Annotated in this window: 21 protein-coding genes; 14 read left to right on the top strand and 7 right to left on the bottom strand. The window is 63.3% G+C overall.

Annotation, left to right across the window (positions count from 1 at the left end; translation table 11 throughout):
* The first annotated feature begins 323 nt into the window (after positions 1-323).
* The 3 genes from zwf to tal all read left to right on the top strand — a co-directional run bounded on the left by zwf (position 324) and on the right by tal (position 3,828).
* Positions 324-1,796, top strand: coding sequence for a glucose-6-phosphate dehydrogenase (gene zwf / locus VM94_RS25010; RefSeq protein ID WP_046685898.1), 1,473 nt, complete (start codon positions 324-326; stop codon positions 1,794-1,796).
* Between the two features lie 87 nt (positions 1,797-1,883).
* Complete coding sequence (locus VM94_RS25015; protein ID WP_034750862.1) at positions 1,884-2,738, top strand: SIS domain-containing protein; 855 nt, start codon at positions 1,884-1,886, stop codon at positions 2,736-2,738.
* A 154-nt stretch (positions 2,739-2,892) separates the two neighbouring features.
* Positions 2,893-3,828: a transaldolase gene (gene tal, locus VM94_RS25020; protein ID WP_034753971.1), complete on the top strand. Its 936-nt coding sequence runs from the start codon at positions 2,893-2,895 to the stop codon at positions 3,826-3,828.
* A gap of 67 nt (positions 3,829-3,895) precedes the next feature.
* On the opposite strand, the gene VM94_RS25025 is transcribed toward tal, so the two are convergent.
* On the bottom strand, positions 3,896-4,753 hold the full coding sequence (locus tag VM94_RS25025) for a hypothetical protein (protein WP_138829009.1): 858 nt from the start codon (positions 4,751-4,753) through the stop codon (positions 3,896-3,898).
* A gap of 204 nt (positions 4,754-4,957) precedes the next feature.
* Here VM94_RS25025 and VM94_RS25030 point away from each other — a divergent pair, with 204 nt between their 5' ends.
* From VM94_RS25030 to VM94_RS25040, 3 genes are all read left to right on the top strand, one after another.
* Positions 4,958-6,031, top strand: coding sequence for a FabD/lysophospholipase-like protein (locus tag VM94_RS25030; protein ID WP_046685900.1), 1,074 nt, complete (start codon positions 4,958-4,960; stop codon positions 6,029-6,031).
* 122 nt (positions 6,032-6,153) lie between these two features.
* Positions 6,154-7,884, top strand: a complete 1,731-nt coding sequence (locus tag VM94_RS25035; protein ID WP_046685901.1) for a methyl-accepting chemotaxis protein — start codon at positions 6,154-6,156, stop codon at positions 7,882-7,884.
* Positions 7,885-8,037: 153 nt separating this feature from the next.
* Positions 8,038-9,213: a tetratricopeptide repeat protein gene (locus VM94_RS25040; protein ID WP_046685902.1), complete on the top strand. Its 1,176-nt coding sequence runs from the start codon at positions 8,038-8,040 to the stop codon at positions 9,211-9,213.
* Here the strand turns inward: VM94_RS25040 and hemW are convergent.
* From hemW to rph, 3 genes are all read right to left on the bottom strand, one after another.
* Entirely contained in the window at positions 9,210-10,484 is a 1,275-nt protein-coding gene (gene hemW / locus VM94_RS25045; RefSeq protein WP_046685903.1) for a radical SAM family heme chaperone HemW, read from the bottom strand. The genes VM94_RS25040 and hemW overlap by 4 nt on opposite strands.
* Positions 10,481-11,065, bottom strand: coding sequence for an RdgB/HAM1 family non-canonical purine NTP pyrophosphatase (gene rdgB, locus VM94_RS25050; RefSeq protein ID WP_046685904.1), 585 nt, complete (start codon positions 11,063-11,065; stop codon positions 10,481-10,483). Before rdgB ends, hemW begins: the two co-directional genes overlap by 4 nt.
* 138 nt (positions 11,066-11,203) lie before the next feature.
* Positions 11,204-11,932 (bottom strand): ribonuclease PH, encoded by a 729-nt coding sequence (gene rph, locus VM94_RS25055; protein ID WP_046685905.1) that lies wholly within the window; start codon positions 11,930-11,932, stop codon positions 11,204-11,206.
* Between the two features lie 301 nt (positions 11,933-12,233).
* Between rph and VM94_RS25060 the strand changes: the two genes are divergently transcribed.
* Positions 12,234-13,124, top strand: coding sequence for a YicC/YloC family endoribonuclease (locus tag VM94_RS25060; RefSeq protein WP_046685906.1), 891 nt, complete (start codon positions 12,234-12,236; stop codon positions 13,122-13,124).
* Between the two features lie 10 nt (positions 13,125-13,134).
* Here the strand turns inward: VM94_RS25060 and VM94_RS25065 are convergent, their stop codons facing one another.
* Positions 13,135-13,545 (bottom strand): DoxX family protein, encoded by a 411-nt coding sequence (locus tag VM94_RS25065; protein ID WP_046685907.1) that lies wholly within the window; start codon positions 13,543-13,545, stop codon positions 13,135-13,137.
* Between the two features lie 209 nt (positions 13,546-13,754).
* Here VM94_RS25065 and gmk point away from each other — a divergent pair, with 209 nt between their 5' ends.
* The 3 genes from gmk (at position 13,755) to VM94_RS25080 (ending at position 17,016) form a co-directional block, all read left to right on the top strand.
* Complete coding sequence (gmk, locus tag VM94_RS25070; protein WP_080753685.1) at positions 13,755-14,393, top strand: guanylate kinase; 639 nt, start codon at positions 13,755-13,757, stop codon at positions 14,391-14,393.
* 54 nt (positions 14,394-14,447) lie between these two features.
* Complete coding sequence (gene rpoZ, locus VM94_RS25075) at positions 14,448-14,651, top strand: DNA-directed RNA polymerase subunit omega (RefSeq protein ID WP_010400723.1); 204 nt, start codon at positions 14,448-14,450, stop codon at positions 14,649-14,651.
* Between the two features lie 82 nt (positions 14,652-14,733).
* Positions 14,734-17,016 carry a RelA/SpoT family protein gene (locus VM94_RS25080; RefSeq protein WP_046685908.1) on the top strand — a complete coding sequence of 761 codons (2,283 nt, stop codon included), beginning with the start codon at positions 14,734-14,736 and terminating at the stop codon, positions 17,014-17,016.
* A 179-nt stretch (positions 17,017-17,195) separates the two neighbouring features.
* On the opposite strand, the gene VM94_RS25085 is transcribed toward VM94_RS25080, so the two are convergent.
* Together VM94_RS25085 and greB are read right to left on the bottom strand one after the other, a co-directional pair.
* Positions 17,196-17,840 (bottom strand): transposase, encoded by a 645-nt coding sequence (locus VM94_RS25085; RefSeq protein WP_046685909.1) that lies wholly within the window; start codon positions 17,838-17,840, stop codon positions 17,196-17,198.
* A gap of 70 nt (positions 17,841-17,910) precedes the next feature.
* The gene (gene greB / locus VM94_RS25090; protein WP_034753993.1) at positions 17,911-18,477 is read right to left on the bottom strand and encodes a transcription elongation factor GreB; all 567 of its coding nucleotides are present in this window, start codon (positions 18,475-18,477) and stop codon (positions 17,911-17,913) included.
* 115 nt (positions 18,478-18,592) lie between these two features.
* On the opposite strand from greB, the gene VM94_RS25095 reads away from it, so the two are divergent.
* The 4 genes from VM94_RS25095 (at position 18,593) to VM94_RS25110 (ending at position 23,148) form a co-directional block, all read left to right on the top strand.
* Entirely contained in the window at positions 18,593-19,180 is a 588-nt protein-coding gene (locus VM94_RS25095; protein WP_046685910.1) for a membrane protein, read from the top strand.
* A gap of 17 nt (positions 19,181-19,197) precedes the next feature.
* Positions 19,198-20,700, top strand: a complete 1,503-nt coding sequence (locus VM94_RS25100) for a sensor histidine kinase (RefSeq protein ID WP_235433017.1) — start codon at positions 19,198-19,200, stop codon at positions 20,698-20,700.
* A 30-nt stretch (positions 20,701-20,730) separates the two neighbouring features.
* Positions 20,731-21,378, top strand: coding sequence for a response regulator (locus VM94_RS25105; protein WP_034753998.1), 648 nt, complete (start codon positions 20,731-20,733; stop codon positions 21,376-21,378).
* A 198-nt stretch (positions 21,379-21,576) separates the two neighbouring features.
* Entirely contained in the window at positions 21,577-23,148 is a 1,572-nt protein-coding gene (locus VM94_RS25110; RefSeq protein ID WP_046685911.1) for a diguanylate cyclase, read from the top strand.
* Positions 23,149-23,233: the final 85 nt, after the last annotated feature.

A 23,233-nucleotide genomic window follows, 5' to 3' on the forward strand; every position in this document is an offset into this window, starting at 1 on the left:
TCTTGATGCGCTTGTTGCTACAGCGCAAATGATGACGTAGAGAATCGAACATTTCCCTGGCAACCATGGTTGCTTTGAAAAGCCAGGTGAACATCACGATACTGCGTCGGCGCCGGCGAACGGCCTATAATGGCCATGCCGGCATCGCTGGCAGGGATACAGGGCAAAATGGCGACGGCAGCCGTTGGAATGTAGTAAAATTTCTTGCAATTGCCTGTTCTACGTAGTAAATTTACACCACCGATTATAGTAGCGACAGACTGGCACTTCCGGTCGGCTTCCTCCCCGCTCCGGCCCTTTTACTTTTGCGACGACACTCACTTATGGCACTTACCGATTTTGACCTGGTCCTGTTTGGCGGCAGCGGCGATTTAGCAATGCGCAAGTTGTTGCCTGCAATGTATGCGCGCGACGTCGCGAACGATTTGCCGCCGACGGCGCGCATCATCTGTGTGGGCCGCCAGGACAGCGGCCAGGATGCATTCCTGAAAATGGTGGAAACCAACTCGCGCCCGCATATCAAGGCCAGCACCCTGAATGCCGCCACCTGGAGCAAATTCTGCGCGCGCATCGTGTATGTGTCGCTCAACGCCAGCGATGCGGCCACGTACGCGCCGCTGGTTGAAGCGCTGCGCGGCGATGCCGACCTGACCCGCGTGTACTACCTGGCGACGCCGCCGCATTTGTTCGCCCTCATCTGCGACAACCTGGAAGACAACGGCCTGGTGACGCCGAACTCGCGCGTGGTCCTGGAAAAACCGCTGGGCCGCGACCTGGCCAGCGCCAAGCAGATCAATGCCGAAGTGGGCAAGGTCTTCCAGGAATCGCAGATCTACCGTATCGACCATTACCTGGGCAAGGAAACTGTGCAGAACTTGCTGGCCCTGCGCTTCGGCAATATCCTGTTCGAACCGCTGTGGCGCCGTGAATGGATTTCCGACGTGCAGATCACCATCGCCGAAAAGCTGGGCGTGGGCAACCGCATGGGTTATTACGACACGTCGGGCGCGCTGCGCGACATGCTGCAAAACCACTTGCTGCAACTGCTGTGCATCGTCGCCATGGAACCGCCGACCTCGATCGCGCCGGACGCCGTGCGCGATGAAAAGCTGCAAGTGCTGCGCTCGCTGAAAAAATTCACGCCCACCACCCTGGCGCAAAACATCGTGCGCGGCCAGTACCGCGCCGGCCACGTGGACGGCGCCACCGTGCCGAGCTACCGCGACGAGCCGGATGCGCCGGAACATTCGCGCACCGAGACCTTCGTTGCCCTGAAGGCGGAAATCGACACCTGGCGCTGGGCCGGCGTACCGTTCTACCTGCGCACGGGCAAGCGCATGGCCGACAGTCTGGCCGAGATCGTCGTGCGCTTCAAGCAGATCCCGCACTCGATCTTCAACCAGCCCACGTCGAGCTTCCAGCCGAACTGCCTGGTGATCCGTTTGCAGCCGGACGAAGGCTTGCGCATGAACCTGATGGCAAAAACCCCGGGCGACGGCATGCGTTTGAAACCGGCGGAACTCGAACTCGATTTCCGCGAATCGTTCAAGACCCCGCGCATGGATGCCTACGAACGTTTGCTGCTCGACGTGCTGCGCGGCCAGCTGACCCTGTTCATGCGCGGCGACGAACTGGAAGCGGCCTGGGAATGGGTCGAACCGATTCTCGACAGCTGGGAACAGAACGACAGCGCGCCGATTCCGTACACGGCCGGCACCTGGGGCCCTGCCGCCGCCAGCGCCCTGATCGGCCGCGATGGCTTGCAGTGGCGTGAAGAAGCACTACCCGAGGATTAACAGGCAATACAAGGGCCTGCCCGCAGATGGGCAGGCCTTTTACCTATCATCCCCACACTCCTGAACACCTACCAGAAGACTACCCTGATGCTGCTTGATTCCATCCGCACCCAGCTCGATTCGCTCTCCAAGTCGGAGAAGAAGGTCGCGCTGGCCGTGCTTGACCAGCCTAACCAGACGGTCAGCCAGAACATCACGGCGCTGGCGAAAAGCGCGCAGGTGTCGGAACCGACCGTGGTGCGCTTTTGCCGCACCCTGGGCTACGACGGCTGGCATGAATTCAAGCTGAAGCTGGCGCAGGGCCTGGCCCTGGCCATGCCGGGCGCGAACGAGCAGCCGGCGCAGGACGACCTGGCGGCCGACCTGGTGAATAAAATCTGCAGCCGCTCGATCAACACCCTGCTCGACCTGCGCAACAACCTGAACCCGGAAGCGATCCAGCGCGCGCTCGACATCCTGTCGCGCGCCAGCAAGATCGAATTCTATGGCCAGGGCACGTCGGGCATCGTGGCGGCCGACGCGCAGCACAAGTTCTTCCGCTCGGGCGTGCCGACGGTGGCCTACAGCGACCCGAACATCCACAGCATCGCCGCTGCCCTGCTGCGCGGCGGCGACTGCCTGGTGGCCATCTCGCAGCGCGGCAACAGCCCCGCCCTGGTCCGCTCCGTGAAACTGGCGCGCCGCGGCGGCGCCGACGTTGTCGTGCTGGCCCCATCGGGCACGCCGCTGGCCGACCTGGCGACCGTGCTGATCCCGATCGACCTGGTCTTCAACACCGACCCCTACACCCCGATTTCCGCGCGCCTGGCCTACCTGGTCGTGATCGACGTGCTGGCCGTGGGCCTGGCACTGCAACGGGGACCGGAGTTCCGCAAGAAGATGCAGAATGCGCAGAAGGCGCTGCAGGAATTCGACATGCAGTTTGATTCTTTTATTGGCTAGGCAGCAGAAATCCGGGGTCTGACCCGCCGGGTCTGACCCCGGCTCTCAATTTTGGGTTCCTGCCACTGCATTTCTTCCGCACCAAAAGGACTGAACCGCGCCCCGGATTATGTACAATACCCCGGCAAGCCCATTCACTCTTTCCCGTGCAGCCATGAACCAACTCGAACAACTGAAGCAATTTACTACCGTGGTGGCCGACACCGGCGACTTCCAATCGATCCAGGCCTACACGCCGCGCGATGCGACGACGAATCCGTCGCTGATCCTGAAGGCCGTGCAGAAGGATGAATACAAGCCGCTGCTGGAAAAGGCCGTGCGCGACCATCCGAACGCCTCGACCGCCGAAATCATCGACCGCCTGCTGATCGCCTTTGGCGTGGAAATCCTGCAAACCATTCCCGGCCGCGTCTCCACCGAAGTCGATGCGCGCCTGTCGTTCGACACGGAAGGCACCGTCGCCAAGGGCCGCGACCTGATCGCCCTGTATTCGAACGCGGGCATCCCGCGCGAGCGCGTGCTGATCAAGATCGCCTCCACCTGGGAAGGCATCCGCGCCGCCGCCATCCTGGAAAAGGAAGGCATCCGCTGCAACATGACCCTGCTGTTCTCGCTGGCCCAGGCGATTGCCTGCGCCGAAGCGGGCGCCCAGCTCATTTCGCCGTTCGTCGGCCGCATCTACGACTGGTACAAGAAATCGACGGGCATCGACTACATGGGCGCGGAAGACCCGGGCGTGCAATCGGTCCGCCGCATCTACAATTACTACCGCAAGTTCGGCTACAAGACCGAGGTGATGGGCGCGAGCTTCCGCAACACGTCGCAAATCCTCGAACTGGCCGGCTGCGACCTGCTCACCATCAGCCCCGACCTGCTGCAAAAACTGGCCGACAGCGATGCGCCGGTGGAACGCAAGCTGAGCGCCGAAGCGGCGCCATCGACCAACATCGTGCAAATGTCGCTGAACGAGGAAGCCTTCCGCTTCATGATGAATGAAGACGCGATGGCGACGGAAAAACTGGCCGAAGGCATCCGCGCCTTCTGCGTCGATTCCGGCAAGCTGAAACAGATGATCGCGGCGCTGCGTTAATTCCGGCGCGCGAAAAAAAAGCGGCGTCCGTGCATGGCACGGCGCCGCTTTTTTCATGCCCGCGGGATCAGGAGCAACGGAACGTGGCCACGCCCTGGTAATTGGCGCCATTCGCCAGCTGCGCCTTGTAGGCGGCGATCAGCAGATAGCGGCCGGCGCCGCCGTCGCCCAGCATCAGCTGCGCGCCCGTGCCGCTCGACAGGTAGCCGCCGGTGATGCTGCTCGACGCAGGCGAAGCGATGGTCGTCGAAGCCGATACCTTGCCCGTGCTGCCGCCAGCGCTGGCATCGATGGCCAGCGCTATTTTGGCGCCGGAGGCATCGAAGGACATGCTGGCCGTGCCGCTGGCAGTGCCGAAGTAGCCGCTCGACGAGACGTTCGTGCCGCCCGTATAGCTTGGCGCCGTGAACGTACCCGCATCGCAGGTGAACGTGCCGGTCGCCGGCAGCGCGGCGAGCACGTTATAGGCGACGTAATGCGCGCTGGCATTGTTGCCGGTCAACGTCGTGGCGCCAGAGATACTGCTGAACGAGCCCTTGAACCAGCGTCCCTGCGCAAAAGCGGCGTCGCCGCTGATTTCGCGCGTCACGGACGGGTTGCCCGTCAGGACGATGCTGCCGATATTGCTCACGGCGCCCGAGGTATCTTGCACCAGCAGGCTGGCCTTGCCACTGCTCTGCAAGCCGATAGCCGTGAAGATGAAGCGGCTGTTGTCGCCATTCACGAAACGCGCGCTGACGGCGCCCGTGTTTTCGCCGGTGGCGGTCGGCGTGACAGGTACCACTGGCGGCGTAACAGGCGTCACGGGCGTCACGGGTGGATTCACGGCAACCGCCGTGTCGGATGGGGAAGAAGAACCGCCGCCACCGCAAGCGGCGAGCGAAGCGGCGATCAGGGTCAGAACAACAGCGTGATTCAGTTGCATACGATTCCAATAAAAAAAGCAAGACATAAGGAATCCTTGGCACATGCCAAAAATTCAACGTCCAATATTATGCAACATTTCTCAAGAGAATGGTTGCCTTAAAGAAATTTATTAATACTAACAATGTGACTATAGCGAGCGCGACTGTGTCGTGGCGCCACGCTGGCGGTAAAATACCTGACTACCGGCCGCCAACGACTACTCATGCAATCACCGATCACCATCCGCCTGGGCCGCCGCGCCCGGACGCGCATCGCCGAACACGGAGTGCGCGCCAGCGACATTGCCATCGTCCCTGCCGCCGCGGGCGGTCCAAAAGGCTTGATCCTGCACCAGCTCGATTGCTGGCTGTTCGGCGATTTTCTACCGCAGGCGCCACGCCAGCGCCACTTCGTCGGCGCCTCGATCGGCGCCTGGCGCATGGCCGCCGGCGTATTCCCCGACCCGGTGGCCGCACAGCGCCGCCTGGTGCGCGAATACGTGGGCCAGCGCTATCCCGACAAACCCGAGGCGGCGCACGTCAGCCGCACGTGTCGCGCCCTGCTCGACGCCGTCCTCGACGGCCAGGACGCGCAGCTGCTACAGCACGAGCACCACAGCCTGTCGGTGCTGGCCGTGCGCGGCATCGGCGCGCTGGCGCAGCCAGGCAAATGGCGCGACCGGCGCGGCTTCCTGCTGGCGGCCGCCGGCAACGCCGTGGCGCGCGCGCGTCTGGCCGCGTCGCTGGAACGCGCCGTGTTCCATGCCGGACCGGACGGCGCCAGCTGGCTGCGCTCGCGCTTCGACGCCTTTCATTCCCACTTCGTGCCGCTGGCGCAAAACAACCTGCGCGACGCGCTGCTGGCCTCCGGCTCCATCCCGCTGGTACTCGATGCGGTCACGGACATCGTGGGCGCGCCGCCCGGGCGCTACTGGGACGGCGGCCTGGTCGACTATCATCTGCACCTGCCCTACCAGCGTGAACCGGACCTGGTGCTGTACCCGCATTTTGCCGACCATATCGTGCCGGGCTGGCTGGACAAGGCCATGCCCTGGCGTCGCGCGCGCAGCGGCGACAGCGCACTCGACAACATGATCCTCGTCTCGCCTTCGCCCGCCTTCGTGGCCAGCCTGCCCAATGGCAAACTGCCGGACCGGCGCGACTTCCCCCATTACGGCCAGGACCACGCGGCGCGCATGCGCGACTGGCGCCGCGCCATCGCGGAAAGCGAACGCATGGCGGCCGCCTTCGCCCGCTGGGCCGAGCAGCCGGACTTGCGCCAGGCGGGCGATCTGTAGCACGGGCGTGGCTGCAACAGGCGCAAAAACAAGCGCGCGTTTCCCTCGCCTCTTGGTCACTTCTCAGTGCATACTATGTCGCACAGGCAATTTAAATCCCCTCTGCGACAGGAGTTCCGACCATGCACGCCCTCTCCCACCTTCGTATCGGCACGCGCCTGGCTGCAGGCTTTGCGCTGGTGCTGCTGCTCTCCGTGATTTCCACCTCGTACGCGCTGTACAGCGCCCACGTGAATGCCGACGCAACGCGGCAAATGATGGAAAAACCGCTGGCCAAGGAACGCCTCGTATCGGACTGGTACGTGCTGATTTACTCGGCCATCGCGCGCACCTCGATGATCGCCAAAAGCACGGACGAAACCCTGTCCAGCGTGTTTGCCGACACCATCGCCGACAGCACCAAACAGGGCAGCGAACTGCTGAAGAAAATCGAAGCGCTGCTCGACAGCGATGAAGAAAAAGCCATTTTCAAGGCGTCCATCGCCGAGCGCGTCAAGTACCAGGATGCCAAGACCCTGGTGATGAATGCGCGCAAGGCCGGCAACGCGGCGCAGGCGGAAAGCGCCTACCGCGACAGCTTTGCGCCGGCCGCCGCCAAGTACCAGAACAACGTCAAGGCCCTGCTGTCGCAGCAGCGCCAGGCCATCGACGCCACGGCGCACGCCATCGAGGCGGCCAACGGGCGCAGCTTCACCTTGCTGCTGACCTTGTGCGCGCTGGTGGTGGCGCTGGGCAGCGTCTGCGCCTGGCTGATCACGCGCTCGATCACGCAACCGTTGAAGGCCGCCGTGAAAGTGGCCGAAACGGTGGCCGACGGCGACTTGCGCACGCATTTCGGCAAAGCCGCCAGCGATGAAATCGGCGACCTGATGCGCGCGCTGCACGGCATGAACGAGGCGCTGCGCAAGGTGGTGTCGGAAGTCCAGACGGGCACCAATGCGATTGCCACGGCGTCGGGCGAAATCGCCGCCGGCAACCAGGATCTGTCTGCGCGCACGGAACAGCAAGCCAGCTCGCTGGAAGAGACGGCGTCGTCGATGGAAGAACTGACCAGCACCGTCAAGCAGAATGCGGACAATGCGCGACAAGCCAACCAGATGGCGGTGGCCGCCTCCGGCGTTGCCGAACGGGGCGGCAGCATCGTCAGCCAGGTGGTCGACACCATGGGCGCCATCGATACGGCATCGACGAAAATCGTCGACATCATCGGCGTCATCGACGGCATCGCCTTCCAGACGAATATCCTGGCCTTGAACGCGGCCGTCGAAGCGGCGCGCGCCGGCGAGCAGGGACGCGGCTTTGCCGTCGTCGCCACGGAAGTGCGCAGCCTGGCGCAGCGCTCGGCTGCTGCGGCGCGCGAAATCAAGACCCTGATCGGCGACTCGGTGGAACAGGTCAACAACGGCACACGGCTGGTGCATCAGGCCGGCAGCACCATGGGCGAAGTGGTCGACAGCGTGCGCAGGGTCACCGACATCATGGCCGAGATCACGGCCGCCAGCGCCGAGCAAAGCATGGGTATCGACCAGGTCAACCAGGCCATCGCGCAAATGGACCAGGTGACGCAGCAGAATGCGGCCCTGGTGGAAGAAGCGGCGGCCGCGGCCGAAAGCATGCAGGACCAGGCGGCGCGCCTGGCGCAAGTGGCGGCCGGCTTCCAGCTCGAACACATGACTGCTACTGCGCCGGTGCGCGCCGCACGGCCGGCCAAGACGGCCATTGCCAGCACGCCAAGGCTCGCGCCACGCTCCCCCGAGGCCAAGGCAAGCAAACCGGCAGCGCCGAAGGCGGCCGGTGCTGCGGCGCACAAAACGCCATCGCACATCGCCGGCGACGACTGGGAAGAATTTTAAGCCCGGCTTTCAAGCACAGTTTCAAGCGCCGCGCCGGCGACGGCAAGGCGCTTGAAACTATTTGACAGCGGCGCCAGGCGCGCCGATACTGGTTTCAGGTGGGACTGGCGCGCCACCGCGACATGAGACAGCCGGCGCCTCCAGGGAGAGACCATGCGCCCCTATCTTGTTGCCGCCCGTTGTTTCAAGCATCTGGGCGCCGCCCTGCTCTGCGGCGCTTTGGCGGCTTGCAGCGTCGCACCGCCCGCCAGCCTGCCCCCCATCTTCAACGACAGCGATTTCGCGCCGGCCGCCGCCATCGACGCCAGCCAGGTCTTTGCCATCGACGAGACCATGCGCCAGTATGTGGGCACGCAAGTGCGGCGCGAGGCGCGCAACAAGAATAACCGCGCGGCGCTCTATGACGCCCTGTACGACAAGAGCAGGCTGAAACTCGAATACGATGCGGCCATGACCCGCAATGCGCGTGAAACGTTTGCCGCGCGCCAGGGCAACTGCCTGTCGCTGGTGATCATGACGGCGGCGCTGGCGCATGAATTGGGTTTGCAGGTGCGCTACCAGGAGGTGCTGGGCGAGGAAAGCTGGAGCCGCAGCGGCGACATGTATTTTGTCGCCGGCCACGTCAACCTGGTGCTGGGCCAGCGCCTGGGCGAAAACCGGAATAACTACGATACCAAGGGCACGCTGGTGATCGACTTCCTGCCGTCCGGCGACGTGGCGGGCTACCGCACGCGCGAAATCAGCGAAGCGACCGTACTCGCCATGTACATGAACAACCGCGCCGCCGAAACCATGAGCGAGGGCCAGCTGGACCAGGCGTACTGGTGGGCCCGGGCCGCACTGCTGCAAGATCCCTCATTCAGCGGCGCCTACAACACCCTGGGCGTGATCCAGTTCCGCCATGGCGACCTGGCCGCGGCGCGGCGCACGCTCGCCCATGCGCTGATACGCGCGCCGGACAACACGGTGCTGCTGTCGAACCTGGCACAGGCGCTGGAGGCGTCCGGCCTGCCCGATGAAGCGCTGCCGCTGCGCCGGCGCCTGCTGGCGCTGCAGCCGCAGCCGCCCTTCCACTACTTCAACCTGGGCAAGGCGGCCATGCAGCAAAACGATTACGTGCGGGCGATACAGCTGTTTTCACGTGAAATCGCGCGCGACCCGTACTACCACGAATTCCACTTCTGGCTGGCGCAAGCCTATGCGCGCCTGGGCCAGCTGGAGCAGGCCGGCAAGCAGCTGGAACTGGCGATGAGCAACAGCACCACGCGCGGCGACCACACGCTCTATGCGGCCAAGCTGCAGCGCCTGCGCGCCGTCACCACGCATTAATCTTCCAGGAACATCTGCTGCAAATCGTTCAGGAAGCACAATCCCCGTTCCGTCGGGCGGATGACCTGGTGGTCGCGGTACAGCAAGCCTTTCGCTTCGGCCGCATTGAGCGGCTGCTCGATGGCGTTGAGGGCCAGGCCCGTGCGCTCGGCGAACAGGTTCGGCGCAAAGCCCTGCGTCAGGCGCAGGGTATTGAGCATGAATTCAAAACCCATTTCCTCGCGCGCCAGTTCGCGCTCTTCCTGCACCGGGTTGCCGGCCAGTACCGCGTCCATGTAGGCGCGCGGCTGCTTGTAGCGGGCCTGGCGCAGCACGCGGTGCGGGAACGAGATCTTCGAATGCGCGCCCGCGCCGATGCCCAGGTAATCGCCGAATTCCCAGTAATTGCGGTTGTGCTTTGCCTGGCGGCCCGGCTGCGCGTAGGCCGACACTTCGTAGCGGCCGTAGCCCGCCTGCGCCGCGCGCGCGGCCACCATGTCGGCGATGTCGGCGCTCTCGTCGTCGTCCGGCAGCACGGGCGGATACTTGGCGAACAAGGTGTTCGGCTCCAGCGTCAGGTGATACAGCGACAGGTGTGGCGGCGCGAACGACAGCGCCGTTTCCAGGTCCTGCCGCGCCTCGTCCAGCGTCTGCGTGGGCAACGCATACATCAGGTCGAGATTGAAATTGTCGAAGTTGGCGTGCGCGATCCCCACCGCCCGGCGCGCCTCGTTATCGTCGTGGATGCGCCCCAGCGCCTGCAAATGGCGGCCATTGAAGCTCTGGATGCCGATCGACAAACGGTTGATGCCGCTGGCCCGGTAGGACTTGAATTTTTCCGCTTCGAAGGTGCCCGGATTGGCTTCCATGGTGATTTCGCAATCGGGCTCCAATGGCAGCAAGGTGCGCACGTCCGACATCAGGCGGTCCAGGCCCGCCGCCGACATCAGGCTGGGCGTGCCGCCGCCGATGAAAATGGTGTGGATCTTGCGGCCCCAGATCAGCGGCAGCGCCATTTCCAGGTCCAGCCGCAGGGCGGCCAGATATTCCGCTTCCGGCAAGTCGCCGCGCACCTCGTGCGAATTGAAGTCGCAATACGGGCATTTTTTCACGCACCACGGGAAATGGATGTACAGCGACAGCGGCGGCAGGGCCGTCAGGTTCAGCGCGCCCGGCTGCAGGTATTTCAGGGCCGCCCCGGCCGCGCCGGAAATGCCTTCCTGCGGCGCGGGAGCGGCGCCGGGCCTGGCTGCCGACTTGGCAACGGCGCCCACCAGTTTGATCGGGATCATCGCAGCTTTTCCACCAGCGCGCGCAGGGCCTGGCCACGGTGCGACAGCGCGTTCTTTTCATCGGACGTCAGTTCGGCCGCGCACTTGCCCAGCGCGGGAAGATAGAAATGCGGATCGTAGCCGAAGCCACCATTGCCGCGCGGGGTGGCGATCATTTCGCCATTCCAGCGGCCGTCGGCGATCACCGGCTGCGGGTCGTCCGCATGGCGCACGTACACCAGCACGCAGTAGTAATACGCGGACTTGTCGGCATGCGCCTCGAGGTCGGCGATCAGCTTGGCGCTGTTGGCCGCATCCGATTTCGGCTCGCCCGCATAGCGGGCCGAGTACACGCCCGGCGCGCCGCCGAGCGCATTGACGCACACGCCCGAATCGTCGGCCAACGCCGGCAATCCCGTCAGGCGCGATGCGTGGCGCGCCTTCTGCAGGGCGTTTTCAACGAAAGTGTGGAACGGCTCGTCGCTTTCCGGAACGTCATACTCGCCCTGGGCGTGGACGGAAAAACCGATGGTCGAGAGCAGCTCGTTGAATTCCTTGAGCTTGCCGGCGTTGTTGGAGGCGAGGATGAGGCGTTGGGTCATGTCAGTAGTCCGGTTGAAGTGCCGACATTGTAAACCTTTTGCGCTCCCCTCACCTTGCCACGCCGCTGCCGCAAGAAGCGGCAGGCGTGAGCTTTTTGCCCGGCGCGGCGAGCAATGACATGTAAATCTGTGTAAAGATTACATGCCGAGGGCTTGCTTTTGCAGGGCGATCAGATCGGCGATGCCGCCTTGCGCCAGGTCCAGCAAACGGTTCATGCCGGCGCGGTCGAACGCGGCGCCTTCGGCCGTGCCCTGCACTTCGATGAAGTGGCCCGCTTCCGTCATCACCACGTTCATGTCCGTGTCGCAGCCCGAGTCTTCCACATAGTCCAGGTCCAGCACCGGCATGCCCTGGTAGACGCCCACCGAGATGGCGGCAACAAAGCTTTTCACGGGGATGGCGGCAATCGCGCCGCGCGCCTGCAGCTGGGAAAACGCGTCATACGCGGCCACCATGGCGCCCGTGATCGAGGCCGTGCGCGTGCCGCCGTCGGCCTGGATCACGTCGCAATCGAGGTGCAGGGTGCGTTCGCCGAACGCCTGCAAATCGAAGGCGGCGCGCAGCGAGCGGCCGATCAGGCGCTGGATTTCCTGCGTGCGGCCCGACTGCTTGCCGCGCGCCGCTTCGCGGTCCATGCGCGTGTGCGTCGAGCGGGGCAGCATGCCGTACTCGGCCGTCAACCAGCCCTGGCCCTTGCCCTTCAGGAAACCCGGCACCTTGTCTTCGATGCTGGCGGTGCAGATGACCTTGGTGTCGCCGCACTCGATCAGCACCGAGCCTTCGGCATGCTTGGTGTACTGGCGGGTGATGCGGATGGCGCGCAGCGCGTCGACGGCGCGGCCGCTCGGGCGGGATTCGAATGTCATGGGATGTCCTGTGTGATTGGGGTGGCGGCAGCGATTCTACCACCGCGCGCCCGTCTATTTGCAGTCATGCAACAGCGCAGGGCGCGATGGCGGGCGGCGCACACATGATCCATACAATCCTGCCCCGCCAAACACAATTTTCTTTACAATGCCGTAAAACGCACACTATTCAGCAATTTCCAGGCCATCGAGCACTTCGGTCCTGTTTTGCGGCGCGGGCGGTATTGCCTGCGCTGGCTGATTAAGTGTATAAGTGACTGTATACAAGACCAAATCGGGGAATCCTTTGAGCATTTCAAGCATGACAGGCTACGCGGTTGCCACCAGCGAAGGTGCTGCAGGCACACTGACAATTGAAATCAAGAGCGTCAACTCGCGCTTTCTCGACCTGCAATTCCGGATCAACGACGATCTGCGGGCCCTGGAGCCTGATTTGCGCGCCGCCGTCATGTCCGCCATCACGCGCGGCAAAGTCGAGGTACGCCTGAGCTTTGGCCGCAAGGCCGCCACAAACGGCACGCAGGCGCTGAACCTGCCCCTGCTGACGGAACTGGCGCGCCTGCAAGCCGAAGTGGGCCAGCATTTTGTCTCCGCCCCCGTCATGACGGTGGCCGAACTGCTGCGCTGGCCTGGCGTCATCGAAGAAGCGCAAGTGGGGCAAGAATCCTTGCAGGCGGACGTGGGCGCGCTGACCAAGCGCACCGTGGCCGCCTTCGTCGACAGCCGCAAGCGCGAAGGCGCCGCGCTCGAAGCCGTGCTCGTGTCGCGCATCGAGGCGATGGAAGCCATCGTCAAGCGCATCACGCCATTGATACCGCAAGTGGTGGCGGCCTTCCAGCAAAAAGCCATCGAGCGCATGCAGGATGCGCTGGGCCTGGCCAGTCAGGGCTCGAATTCGGCCCTGTCGCGCCAGGACGCCATGGAACGCATCCGCCAGGAAGTGATTTTGTACGGCATCCGCATCGACGTGTCGGAAGAACTGGCGCGCCTGTCGGCCCACCTGGGCGAAACGCGCCACATCCTCACCAAGGGCGGGCAAGTGGGCAAGCGCCTCGACTTCATGATGCAGGAACTGAACCGCGAAGCCAACACCCTGGGCGCCAAGGCGTCCGTCAAGGAACTGGCCGACGCCTCGATGGACTTGAAGCTGCTGATCGAGCAGATGCGCGAACAGGTGCAGAACCTGGAATAATCGCTCCGCCTCAGGCCAGGCGCGCTCCGGCGCGCCCCCTGTCGCTGGCGGCGATGACGACGCAGGCGACAAACAGCACGATGCTGTATTCCACGCCGCCGGCGCCATGTTCGCCCACGAACCAGCCCTTGGCCGCATGCACGAGGGCGATGCCGCCGACGCAGATGACCATCAATCCGGCCGCCGCCCAGCGCGTGTATTTGCCGGCGATGAGCAAACTGCCGCAAACGATCTCGACGACGGTAATCGCCCACACGACGGCCAGGCCACAGATAAATCCCTTGTCTTCCAGGAAACCAGCAAAGCGGGGAATGGTGCCGTTGGCGATGCGCGTGATGGCGTGTGCCATGAACATCACGGCGATGGCCACGCGCAGCAGCAACATGGCCTGGGCAACGCTGAGAAACGGGAAATTTTTCATGCGCACATCCTGTCGGCAAATAGTTATCAAGAAAAAAGCATTCCAAATTAGATAACTATTTCTTCAAGATAACAAGCAAAATATGCGCAGGGCTGGCGGCAAGGCGCATCGCGGGGCTGGCTCGCCGCCTTGCCTCTTGGTAAAATACCGAATTGGGCGGCGCCCATGCAGCGCACACGCCGCCATCACACGTATATGGAAAGATCCGCATGAGCCACCCTACCGCCTTCTCCGGCAGCCTGTTCGTGGTCGCCGCGCCATCGGGCGCCGGCAAATCGACACTGGTCAATGCATTGCTGGCGCAAGAGCCCGGCATCAAGCTGTCGATCTCGACCACCACGCGCGCCCCGCGTCCGGGCGAGCAGCACGGCCGCGAGTACTATTTCACGACGGCGGAAGACTTTGTCGCGCGCGCCGACCAGGGCGAATTCCTGGAATGGGCGGAAGTGCATGGCAATTACTACGGCACCTCGCGCATCATGGTGGAACAGCAAATGGCCGCCGGCACCGACATCCTGCTGGAAATCGACTGGCAGGGCGCGCGCCAGGTACGCAAGCAATTCCCCCGCGCGGCCGGTATTTTCATCCTGCCGCCGTCGATCGATGCGCTGGAAGAACGCTTGAACAAGCGCGGCCAGGACGAGCCGCACGTGATCACGCGCCGCCTGCTGGCGGCCGGCGGCGAAATCGCACACGCTCCCGAGTTCGAGTATGTTATTATCAATGAAGAGTTTACGGTCGCTTTGTCCGAACTGAGCGCGATCGTGAGAGCGGCCCGTTGCCGGTTTGCGCAACAAGCGGCCCGCAACGCATCGCTATTCGCCCAGCTGGGCCTGCACGCAGAATAATCGTCTCTGCACGCCAGTTCACACAGCACCACGCACACAAATTTAGGAGTTACTATGGCCCGTATCACAATCGAAGATTGCCTGAAGCAGATCCCTAACCGTTTCCAGCTGACCCTGGCTGCGACTTATCGCGCACGTCAGTTGTTGCAAGGCCACACCCCCAAGGTGGAAGCCAAGGACAAGCCTACCGTTGTCGCACTGCGTGAAATCGCTGCCGGTAAAGTCGGCATCGAAATGCTGAAAAAGGTCCCGATGTAATTGGGAACCCGCGTGCCGGAACAGTGCTGACCCCTGGTTCTACCGTATCCTTTATTCACACTGTGAAGCAACGCGACGTTTTATGAGTCTGACCCCAGCCGACACGACTTCCGCAGCACTGCCGCCCCTGGCCCCGCGCCAGGCGGCAAAATCGCAGGGCGCTTCCGCGCCCGGCGCCGGCACGTCCGGCAGCAACACCCCCGCAGTACCGCCAGCGCCAGCCCTCGGCGTGGCCTCCGTCAGCCACCTGGCCGACAAGCTGGCCGAATACCTGTCTCCTGCCGACCTGAAAAAAGTCAAGGAAGCCTACCGCTTCTCCGACGAAATGCACCTGGGCCAGATGCGCCGCTCGGGCGAGCCGTATATCTCGCACCCGATCGCCGTCGCCGAAATCTGCGCCGACTGGAAGCTCGACGCGCAAGCCATCATGGCCGCCCTGCTGCACGACGTGATGGAAGACCAGGACGTCAAGAAGGATGAATTGATCGAGCGCTTCGGCGCGCCCGTGGCGCACCTGGTCGACGGCCTGTCGAAGCTGGAAAAGATCGAATTCCAGAGCCAGATCGAAGCGCAGGCGGAAAACTTCCGCAAGATGCTGCTGGCCATGGCCTCCGACGTGCGCGTGATCCTCATCAAGCTGGCAGACCGCCTGCACAATATGCGCACCCTGGACTTCATGACGGCGGCAAAAAAGCGCCGCATCGCCAGCGAGACCATGGAAGTGTACGTGCCGATCGCGCACCGCCTCGGCCTGAACAACATCTACCACGAACTGCAGGACCTGTCGTTCTCGCACCTGTACCCGATGCGCTACCGCACGCTGGCGAAAGCCGTCAAGGCGGCGCGCGGCAACCGGCGCGAAGTGGTCAACAAGATCATGGAAGCGGTGAAAAGTACCTTGTCCATGGCCGAGCTCGAGGCCGACGTCACGGGCCGCGAAAAGACGCTGTACGACATCTATAAAAAGATGCGCAGCAAGCATTTGTCGTTCTCGCAAGTGCTGGACGTGTACGGTTTCCGCGTCGTGGTGAGCAGCTTTGCCGACTGTTACGTCACCCTGGGCACCCTGCACAGCCTGTACAAGCCGATGCCGGGCAAGTTCAAGGATTACATCGCGATCCGCAAGCTGAACGGCTACCAGTCGCTCCACACGACCGTCATCGGCCCCTACGGCACGCCCGTGGAATTCCAGATCCGCACGCAGGAAATGCACCGCACGGCAGAGTCCGGCGTGGCGGCGCACTGGCTCTACAAGAGTGGCGAATCGAACCCGTCCGACCTGCAGCAGCGCACCCATGCGTGGCTGCAATCCTTGCTCGACATCCAGCAGCAAACGGGCGACTCGGCCGAATTCCTCGAACACGTCAAGGTCGACCTGTTCCCCGATTCCGTCTACGTGTTTACGCCGAAGTCGAAGATCATCGCCCTGCCGCGCGGCGCCACGGCCATCGACTTCGCCTACTCGATCCACACGGGCATCGGCGACCAGACCGTGGCCGTCAAGATCAACAACGAAACCTCGCCCCTGCGCACCGAGCTGCACAATGGCGACATCGTGGAAATCATCACCGATTCCTCGTCGCGCCCCAGCCCGACGTGGCTGTCGTTCGTGCGCACCGGCAAGGCCCGTTCGGCCATCCGCCACCATTTGCGCACGATCAACCTGCCCGAATCGATCGCCCTGGGCCAGCAACTGCTGTCGCAGGCGCTGCACACCCTGAACATCGACGCCGACCTGCAAGCGCCATTGGTCGAACGCCTGCTCAACGAATCGAGCGCCAATTCCATGGACGAGTTGTACGCGGACATCGGCATCGGCAAGCGCATGGCCACCCTGGTGGCGCGCCACATCTTCGGTTTGATCGGCGGCGAAGCGGCCAGCATGCCCGTGGAACACAACAGCGGCAGCGAGCTCGACCCTGTCACCATCTGCGGCAGCGAAGGCGTCTCCGTGCAACTGGCGCCATGCTGCTTGCCTATCCCTGGCGACCAGATCATCGGCCAGCTGCGCCGCGACCAGGGCTTGCTCGTCCACACCAGCGACTGCTCGCAAGCGAAACGCCAGCGCGCCAAGGAACCGGACCGCTGGATCGCCGTGCGCTGGGGAACCGAACTGAACCGCCGCTTCGACTGCCGCATCAAGGTGCTGATCAACAGCGAACGGGGCATCCTGGCCAGAGTCGCCGCCGAAATCGGCGAATCCGACGCCAACATCATCTATGTGGGCATGGACGAAGACAAGGACAACGTCCTCGACCAACTGCGCTTCACCGTGCAAGTCAAGGACAGGGTCCACCTGGCCGCCCTGCTGCGCAATGTGCGGCGGGTTGCGGGGGTCAACCGCATCCTGCGCGAGCGCAATTAATTTACACAGCAAAAAACTGGGGTCAGACCCGCCGGGGGAATACGTCCCAATGGGACGCATTCCAATCGCGAAGCGACTGACCCCGGCTCTCACGCTTTGCGGGTTCGAACGTAATTCATTTACGCAGCAAAAAACTGGGGTCAGACCCGCCGGGTCTGACCCCGGATCTCCGCTGCGGACTACCGGCGCATTTCCGCGACTTGCCGTAAAAACGCCTGATCGCCTACGGCAAATTCGGCATTGACTGCCTCTCGCAGTTGTCCGATGCAACGCTCGCCCAACTCATCCTGAAATAACGTTTGGTATTTCTTTTGCCGCTCAGATTCGTCACGTCCAAGCGTCAAATACAAGGAATGCGGAGACAGCAGATCATCATGTACGCCCTGCGCATTGCTCCGATAGCTGGACCAGCAATATTGCCCAGGCAATGCCACGATGCCAGCCCTGACGGGATTGAGTTCGATATAGCGCTGGCAAATCAATAAATAACGCTCGCCCTGCACCAGGCAAGATTTGTAGCGGCCTTCCCACAAGCTGCCGGTGCGGCCATAACGCCAATTGAAATACTGAACATAACGCTGATTCAGCATTTTCATCAGCGACGCCAGGGAGGCCATGCCTTGCGTGGAAAGCAAGAGATGCACATGATTACTCATCAACACATAAGCATGCAACTGGCATGGCGCAAGCGCCAGACAACTGCGCAAATAATCAAGATAGCGCTGCTTGTCTTGTCCATCAAGAAAGCATGCCTGGCGGTTCACACCACGCTGCACCACATGCAGCGGAACGCCGGGCAAGGCGAGGCGAAGGCGGCGGGGCATGGCAGCTCCTGATAGCAATCAAAGGATCAGTGTGCCTGCGCGCGCCTCACGCACCCTGCGTCACCGCAAACTACCCTTCTCCCGGCGCCGGATACGTCACTTCCAGCAATTCCAGTTCCTGCTCGCCCAGTGGCGTGGTGAGGGTGATGACGTCGCCTTCGCGCGCCTTGGTGATGGTGCGGGCCATGGGCGAGACCCAGCTGATCTTGCCGTTCAGGGGATCGAACTCGTCGATGCCGACGATGGTGATGGTGTGCGTTTCGCCATCTTCCGTGCGATATTTGACGGTGGCGCCAAAGAACACCTGGTCGTTGCCATGGTGCACGCTGGGGTCGACGATGGCGGCCAGGTCCATGCGCTTGGTGAGGAAGCGGATGCGGCGGTCGATCTCGCGCAGTCGGCGCTTGCCGTAGATGTAGTCGCCATTTTCCGAACGGTCGCCATTCGACGCCGCCCAATGGACGATGCGCACCACTTCCGGACGGTCGACGTCGATCAGCTGCAGCAGCTCTTCCTTGATGCGCTGGTAACCGGCCGGCGTGATGTAGTTCTTGGCGCCGGCGGGAATGGCCAGCGCCAGCGCGGCCGCTTCTTCATCGTCGTCGTTGTCGGATTCTTTTACAAAGGCTTTATTCATCTGTCTATTGTAGCCCCGCCAGGGAGCCGCGGGCACACGGGATGCGGGGGCAAACGGGCTTTTTTGACGTATCATCGTGGCAATCGCGGCAAACGTGGGCCGCACACGGAGACGGATGAAAAAATTCTACAGAGTCAGGCGCTGGCTGTTCGCGCCGCTGGTCTACCTGGCCGCCATCTTCCTGCTGATCGAGGAATGGCTGTGGGCGACAGGCGCGCGCATCATGCAGGTGATCGCGCAATTTCCGCCCCTGCATGCGCTCGAAGCGTGGATCAAGCGCCTGCCGCCGTACTGGGCGCTGACCATCTTCGTGCTGCCGGCCGTGCTGCTGTTTCCCGTCAAGCTGCTGGCCCTGCTGGCGATCGCGCGCGGCCATGCGTTTTCCGGCATCGGCGTGATCGTCATCGCCAAGCTGGGCGGCGCGGCAGCCGTGGCGCGCCTGTACAGCCTGACGCGCCCTACCCTGTTGACCTTGCCGTGGTTTGCGCGCTGGCATGGCTTGTTCATGGAAACCAAGGATCGCTGGATCGCCCGCCTGCGCGCCACGCGGCCATGGCGCCGAGTCAGCCGCCTGTCGGCCGCGCTGGGCCGCGCCCGCCGTGCCTGGTGGCAACGCTTGCGCAAGGGCACGCCAGGACGCCATAATTCGCGCCCGGCCAGAGTCCTGCGCCGCTTCGCCGCCTTCTGGCGCGCCCGCCGCTGATGAAGAAAAGCAACTTCATGCACGACACGCCCCGGCTGGCGCCCGCCCTGCGCGCGGCGGCGCCGGAAATCTACCTGTTTGATGCGGCCAGCTTGCAATTGCTGGACGCCAACGATGCCGCCTGCGACAACTTGCAGTATGCGCGCAAGCAATTGCTGGCGATGACGCCCTTCACCCTGGCGCCGCAGCTCGACGCGCAGCAACTGGCCGCCGTGCTGGCCACCCTCGACGACAGCATCGGCGCGCAAGCCCGGCTGCACGTGCAGCAGCGCCGCCGCGATGGCAGCCTGTATTCGCTCAGCCTGCAGTTGTCGCGCGCCAGCCGCCAGGGCCGCTCCCTGATCCTGGCCGAAGGCGAAGACTTGCGCACGCCGCAAGCGACGGCCGCCGCCCTGGCGCAGGTGCAGTCGCGCTTCAACGCCATCGTGTCGAACACGCCGGGCCTCGTGTACCAGTTCTGCCTGCATGCGGATGGACGGGCGTCCTTTGCCTACCTGAGCGACGGTTGCCAGGCCCTGCTGGGCCTGAGCCCGGCACAGCTACACGCGCGTCCGGAACTGTTTTACCAGTTGATCCTGGCCGACGACCGCGCCTCGTATCTGGAATCGATGCAGACCTCAAAAAACACCTTGTGGAGCTGGAACTGGGAAGGCCGCATCTGGATCGATGCCTGGAAGGACGTCAAATGGATCAACCTGCGCTCCACGCCGCGCGCGCTGGCCGACGGCACGGTGCAGTGGGAAGGCATCATGACGAATATCACGGAAAGCCGGCTCGAGCAGATCGAAGTGCGCCAGTCGCGCGCCCGCCTGGCCGAGCTGACTGCGCATATCGACAAGGTCAAGGAGCACGAACGCACGCGCCTGGCGCGCGAATTGCACGATGACCTGGGCGGCAACTTGACGGCCATCAAGATGGCACTGGCCATGCTGGCGCGCCGCCTGCCGCCGGACGACCCGCAACTGCAGGAAAAAGCCGACTATGTCGACGCCCTCGTCGACCGCAGCATCGACGCCGTACACCGCATTTCGCTGGACTTGCGCCCCTCCATGCTGGACCTGGGCCTGGTCGCCGCGCTGGACTGGCAAGTCAAGGAATTCGCGCGCCAGGCCGGTATCGAATGCCAGTTCATTTCGAACCGCCAGCACATCGACCTCGAGCTGGACCAAGCAACGAGCCTGTTCCGCATCGCCCAGGAGGCGCTGACGAATATCGCCAAGCATGCGCAGGCGAGCAAGGTCAGCGTGCGCCTGGCCCGGCAGCGCCAGCATATCAGCCTGTCGATCGCCGACAATGGCGTCGGCATGCGCCTGTCCGACCGCGCCAAGCCGCAGTCGTTCGGCATCCGCGGCATGGCCGAACGGGCCAGCGCGCTGGGCGGCACCCTGAGCCTGATGGACGGGCCCGATGGCGGCACCATCCTGAGCATAAAAATCCGGCTGACCACCGCGCGAGAGGCGATAATAGCGGCTGCAGCCAGTGCGCCAGCGCACAGCGGGCCGCCGCCAGACGCGGCCTAGTGGGTGAATTAGATAGGAAACAACGCAGTCATGAAAGAAAAAGCCACCATCCGGGTATTCATCGCCGACGATCACGCGATCGTGCGCGAAGGCTTGAAGCAAATCCTCGCCGACACGAAGGACATCATCGTGGCCGGCGAAGCCGAAAACGGCCACGACGCCATCAAACTGTTCCGCGGCTCGAAATGCCAGGTATTGCTGCTCGACATCTCCCTGCCCGACCGCAGCGGCATCGAGGTGCTCAAGCAGATCAAGAAGGAAAAACCGGAACTGGCCGTGCTGATGCTGTCTATGCACCGCGAAGACCAGTACGCCATCCGTTCGCTCAAGGCGGGCGCGGCCGGCTACCTGACGAAACAGAGCGCGCCGCGCGAGCTGGTCACGGCCATCCGCCAGGTGGCGCAGGGTTTGAAATACATCAGCGCCTCGCTGGCCCAGGAACTGGCCAACACGGTGGGCGAAGACCACGAAACGGCCTTGCACGACACCTTGTCGGACCGCGAATACCAGACCCTGGTGATGATCGCCTCGGGCAAGGCCGTGGGCGCCATCGCCGAGGAACTGAAATTGTCCGTGAAAACCGTCAGCGAATACCGCGCCCGCTTGCTGGTCAAGATGAAACTCAAGAATAGCGCGGAACTGACGCACTACGCCATCCGCAACCAGCTGGTGGATTGACGGCAAAGCGGCATGCCCGCTGGCATCGGGCGAATTGACAGGACTTCTCCTTGCTTCTCGCACAATAAGTTCTTTGCCAACTCGCATATCATGGGGATAATGAGAAATATCTGAAAAGGCTGTGCCTACATGTCCAGTAAATTGCCATCTTCACCAGCAAGCGCTCCCGCTGGCGCCACGAATGCCACCGCCGGCGCGATGAACCCGGCCGATATCGCCCGCGAAGCGTTTCGCCGCCTGGCCACGCGCCGCATCGCCCCGACGCCGAGCGCCTACCGCGATATCTACAATGAAATCGCCGGCATCAGCGAACCGGCCGAGACGCCAGCTGCGCCGGGAGCGGTGCTGGCCGCCAGCGCCCCCACGGAGAGCGGCGCGGAAAACGTGCTGACGCAATTCGCCGCCAAGATGAGCGAATCGGCGGGCGAACTGGGCGACTTTGGCAAGCGTTTCCAGCGCGCCCTGAAGGCGCGCGACTGGGACAGCTATGCGCGCACCCTGGCGCAGCTGGCGGAGAAACAGGTCAAGAAAGGCGGCGGCATCGAATTGCCGCCCCTGCCGGACGGCGAACAGACGCGCACCCTGCGTGAATTGCTCAGCCGTACCCTGGGCTTTGCCGTCGCCACCTTGCTGACGGGCACGCCCGCGCTGGTGGAAGAGGCCGAATCGCTGGGCGCGGCCATCAAGCAGGCCCATACGGAAGAAGCGCTGAACGAAGCGGCCCTGCGCCTGAAGCAGCTGTGCTACCAGATCGAACTGAAAAGCGGCGACACGGCCGAGCAGCAGGAATTGCTGCTGCGCCTGTTCAAGCTGCTGCTCGACAACGTCAGCCAATTGCTCGACGACGACAGCTGGCTGCGCGGCCAGGTCGATGCCGTGCAAAACCTGATCGCCGGCCCGCTCGACCAGCGCGCGCTGGAAGACGCCACGCGCAGCCTGAAAGAAGTCATCTACAAGCAAAGCCAGCTCAAGCACAGCTTGTCCGACGTCAAGCTGACGGTCAAGAACATGATGATGACCTTCATCGACCGCCTGGGACAAGTGGCGGCCAGCACGGGCGACTTCCATGAAAAGATCGGCGGCTATTCGGAAAAGATCAGCCAGGCGGAAAATATCAGCGAACTGAACAGCGTTCTCGACGAAGTCCTGCGCGAAACGCGCATGGTGCAGAACGAGGCCTTGCGTGCGCGCGACAAAATGGTGCTGGCGCGCCAGGAAGTGCAGGATGCGGAACAGCGCATCCACACCCTGGAAGCAAAGCTCCAGCACATGAGCGAACTGGTGCGGGAAGATCAGCTGACAGGCAGCCTGAACCGCCGTGGCCTGGACGACGTGTTCGAGCGCGAGACGGCCCGCTCCGACCGCCGCGGCACGCCGCTGTGCATCGCCATGCTGGACCTGGACGACTTCAAACGACTGAACGACACCTATGGCCACCTGGCCGGCGATGCCGCTTTGAAACACCTGGTCAAAATCGTCAAGGAAACCCTGCGCTCGATGGACGTCATCGCCCGCTTCGGCGGCGAGGAATTCCTCATCCTGCTGCCGGAAACGACGGTCGAGGCGGCCTCGTCGACGATGACGCGCTTGCAGCGCGAGCTGACCCGGCATTTCTTCCTGCACGACAACGAGAAAGTCCTGATCACCTTTTCCGCCGGCGTGGCCCTGCGCCTGCCCAACGAAGATCAGGCCGAACTGGTCAAGCGCGCCGACCGCGCCATGTACCAGGCCAAGCAGACGGGCAAGAACCGCGTGGTGGTAGCGGACTGAACCACTACATACGGTACGCGCCAATAAAAATGCCGCTCATCGAGCGGCATTTTTGCATTCCGGCGCCAGCTGGGCACCTGGCGGG

This window comes from Janthinobacterium sp. KBS0711, from assembly GCF_000988085.1.
GTDB classification, from domain to species: Bacteria; Pseudomonadota; Gammaproteobacteria; order Burkholderiales; family Burkholderiaceae_D; genus Janthinobacterium; species Janthinobacterium lividum_E.

Excerpts from the sequence above, each read along its gene's own strand:
- zwf (WP_046685898.1), top strand. The coding sequence starts at position 324 with ATGGCACTTACCGATTTTGACCTGGTCCTGTTTGGCGGCAGCGGCGAT.
- VM94_RS25015 (WP_034750862.1), top strand. The coding sequence starts at position 1,884 with ATGCTGCTTGATTCCATCCGCACCCAGCTCGATTCGCTCTCCAAGTCG.
- tal (WP_034753971.1), top strand. The coding sequence starts at position 2,893 with ATGAACCAACTCGAACAACTGAAGCAATTTACTACCGTGGTGGCCGAC.
- VM94_RS25025 (WP_138829009.1), bottom strand. The coding sequence starts at position 4,753 with ATGCAACTGAATCACGCTGTTGTTCTGACCCTGATCGCCGCTTCGCTC.
- VM94_RS25030 (WP_046685900.1), top strand. The coding sequence starts at position 4,958 with ATGCAATCACCGATCACCATCCGCCTGGGCCGCCGCGCCCGGACGCGC.
- VM94_RS25035 (WP_046685901.1), top strand. The coding sequence starts at position 6,154 with ATGCACGCCCTCTCCCACCTTCGTATCGGCACGCGCCTGGCTGCAGGC.
- VM94_RS25040 (WP_046685902.1), top strand. The coding sequence starts at position 8,038 with ATGCGCCCCTATCTTGTTGCCGCCCGTTGTTTCAAGCATCTGGGCGCC.
- hemW (WP_046685903.1), bottom strand. The coding sequence starts at position 10,484 with ATGATCCCGATCAAACTGGTGGGCGCCGTTGCCAAGTCGGCAGCCAGG.
- rdgB (WP_046685904.1), bottom strand. The coding sequence starts at position 11,065 with ATGACCCAACGCCTCATCCTCGCCTCCAACAACGCCGGCAAGCTCAAG.
- rph (WP_046685905.1), bottom strand. The coding sequence starts at position 11,932 with ATGACATTCGAATCCCGCCCGAGCGGCCGCGCCGTCGACGCGCTGCGC.
- VM94_RS25060 (WP_046685906.1), top strand. The coding sequence starts at position 12,234 with ATGACAGGCTACGCGGTTGCCACCAGCGAAGGTGCTGCAGGCACACTG.
- VM94_RS25065 (WP_046685907.1), bottom strand. The coding sequence starts at position 13,545 with ATGAAAAATTTCCCGTTTCTCAGCGTTGCCCAGGCCATGTTGCTGCTG.
- gmk (WP_080753685.1), top strand. The coding sequence starts at position 13,755 with ATGAGCCACCCTACCGCCTTCTCCGGCAGCCTGTTCGTGGTCGCCGCG.
- rpoZ (WP_010400723.1), top strand. The coding sequence starts at position 14,448 with ATGGCCCGTATCACAATCGAAGATTGCCTGAAGCAGATCCCTAACCGT.
- VM94_RS25080 (WP_046685908.1), top strand. The coding sequence starts at position 14,734 with ATGAGTCTGACCCCAGCCGACACGACTTCCGCAGCACTGCCGCCCCTG.
- VM94_RS25085 (WP_046685909.1), bottom strand. The coding sequence starts at position 17,840 with ATGCCCCGCCGCCTTCGCCTCGCCTTGCCCGGCGTTCCGCTGCATGTG.
- greB (WP_034753993.1), bottom strand. The coding sequence starts at position 18,477 with ATGAATAAAGCCTTTGTAAAAGAATCCGACAACGACGACGATGAAGAA.
- VM94_RS25095 (WP_046685910.1), top strand. The coding sequence starts at position 18,593 with ATGAAAAAATTCTACAGAGTCAGGCGCTGGCTGTTCGCGCCGCTGGTC.
- VM94_RS25100 (WP_235433017.1), top strand. The coding sequence starts at position 19,198 with ATGCACGACACGCCCCGGCTGGCGCCCGCCCTGCGCGCGGCGGCGCCG.
- VM94_RS25105 (WP_034753998.1), top strand. The coding sequence starts at position 20,731 with ATGAAAGAAAAAGCCACCATCCGGGTATTCATCGCCGACGATCACGCG.
- VM94_RS25110 (WP_046685911.1), top strand. The coding sequence starts at position 21,577 with ATGAACCCGGCCGATATCGCCCGCGAAGCGTTTCGCCGCCTGGCCACG.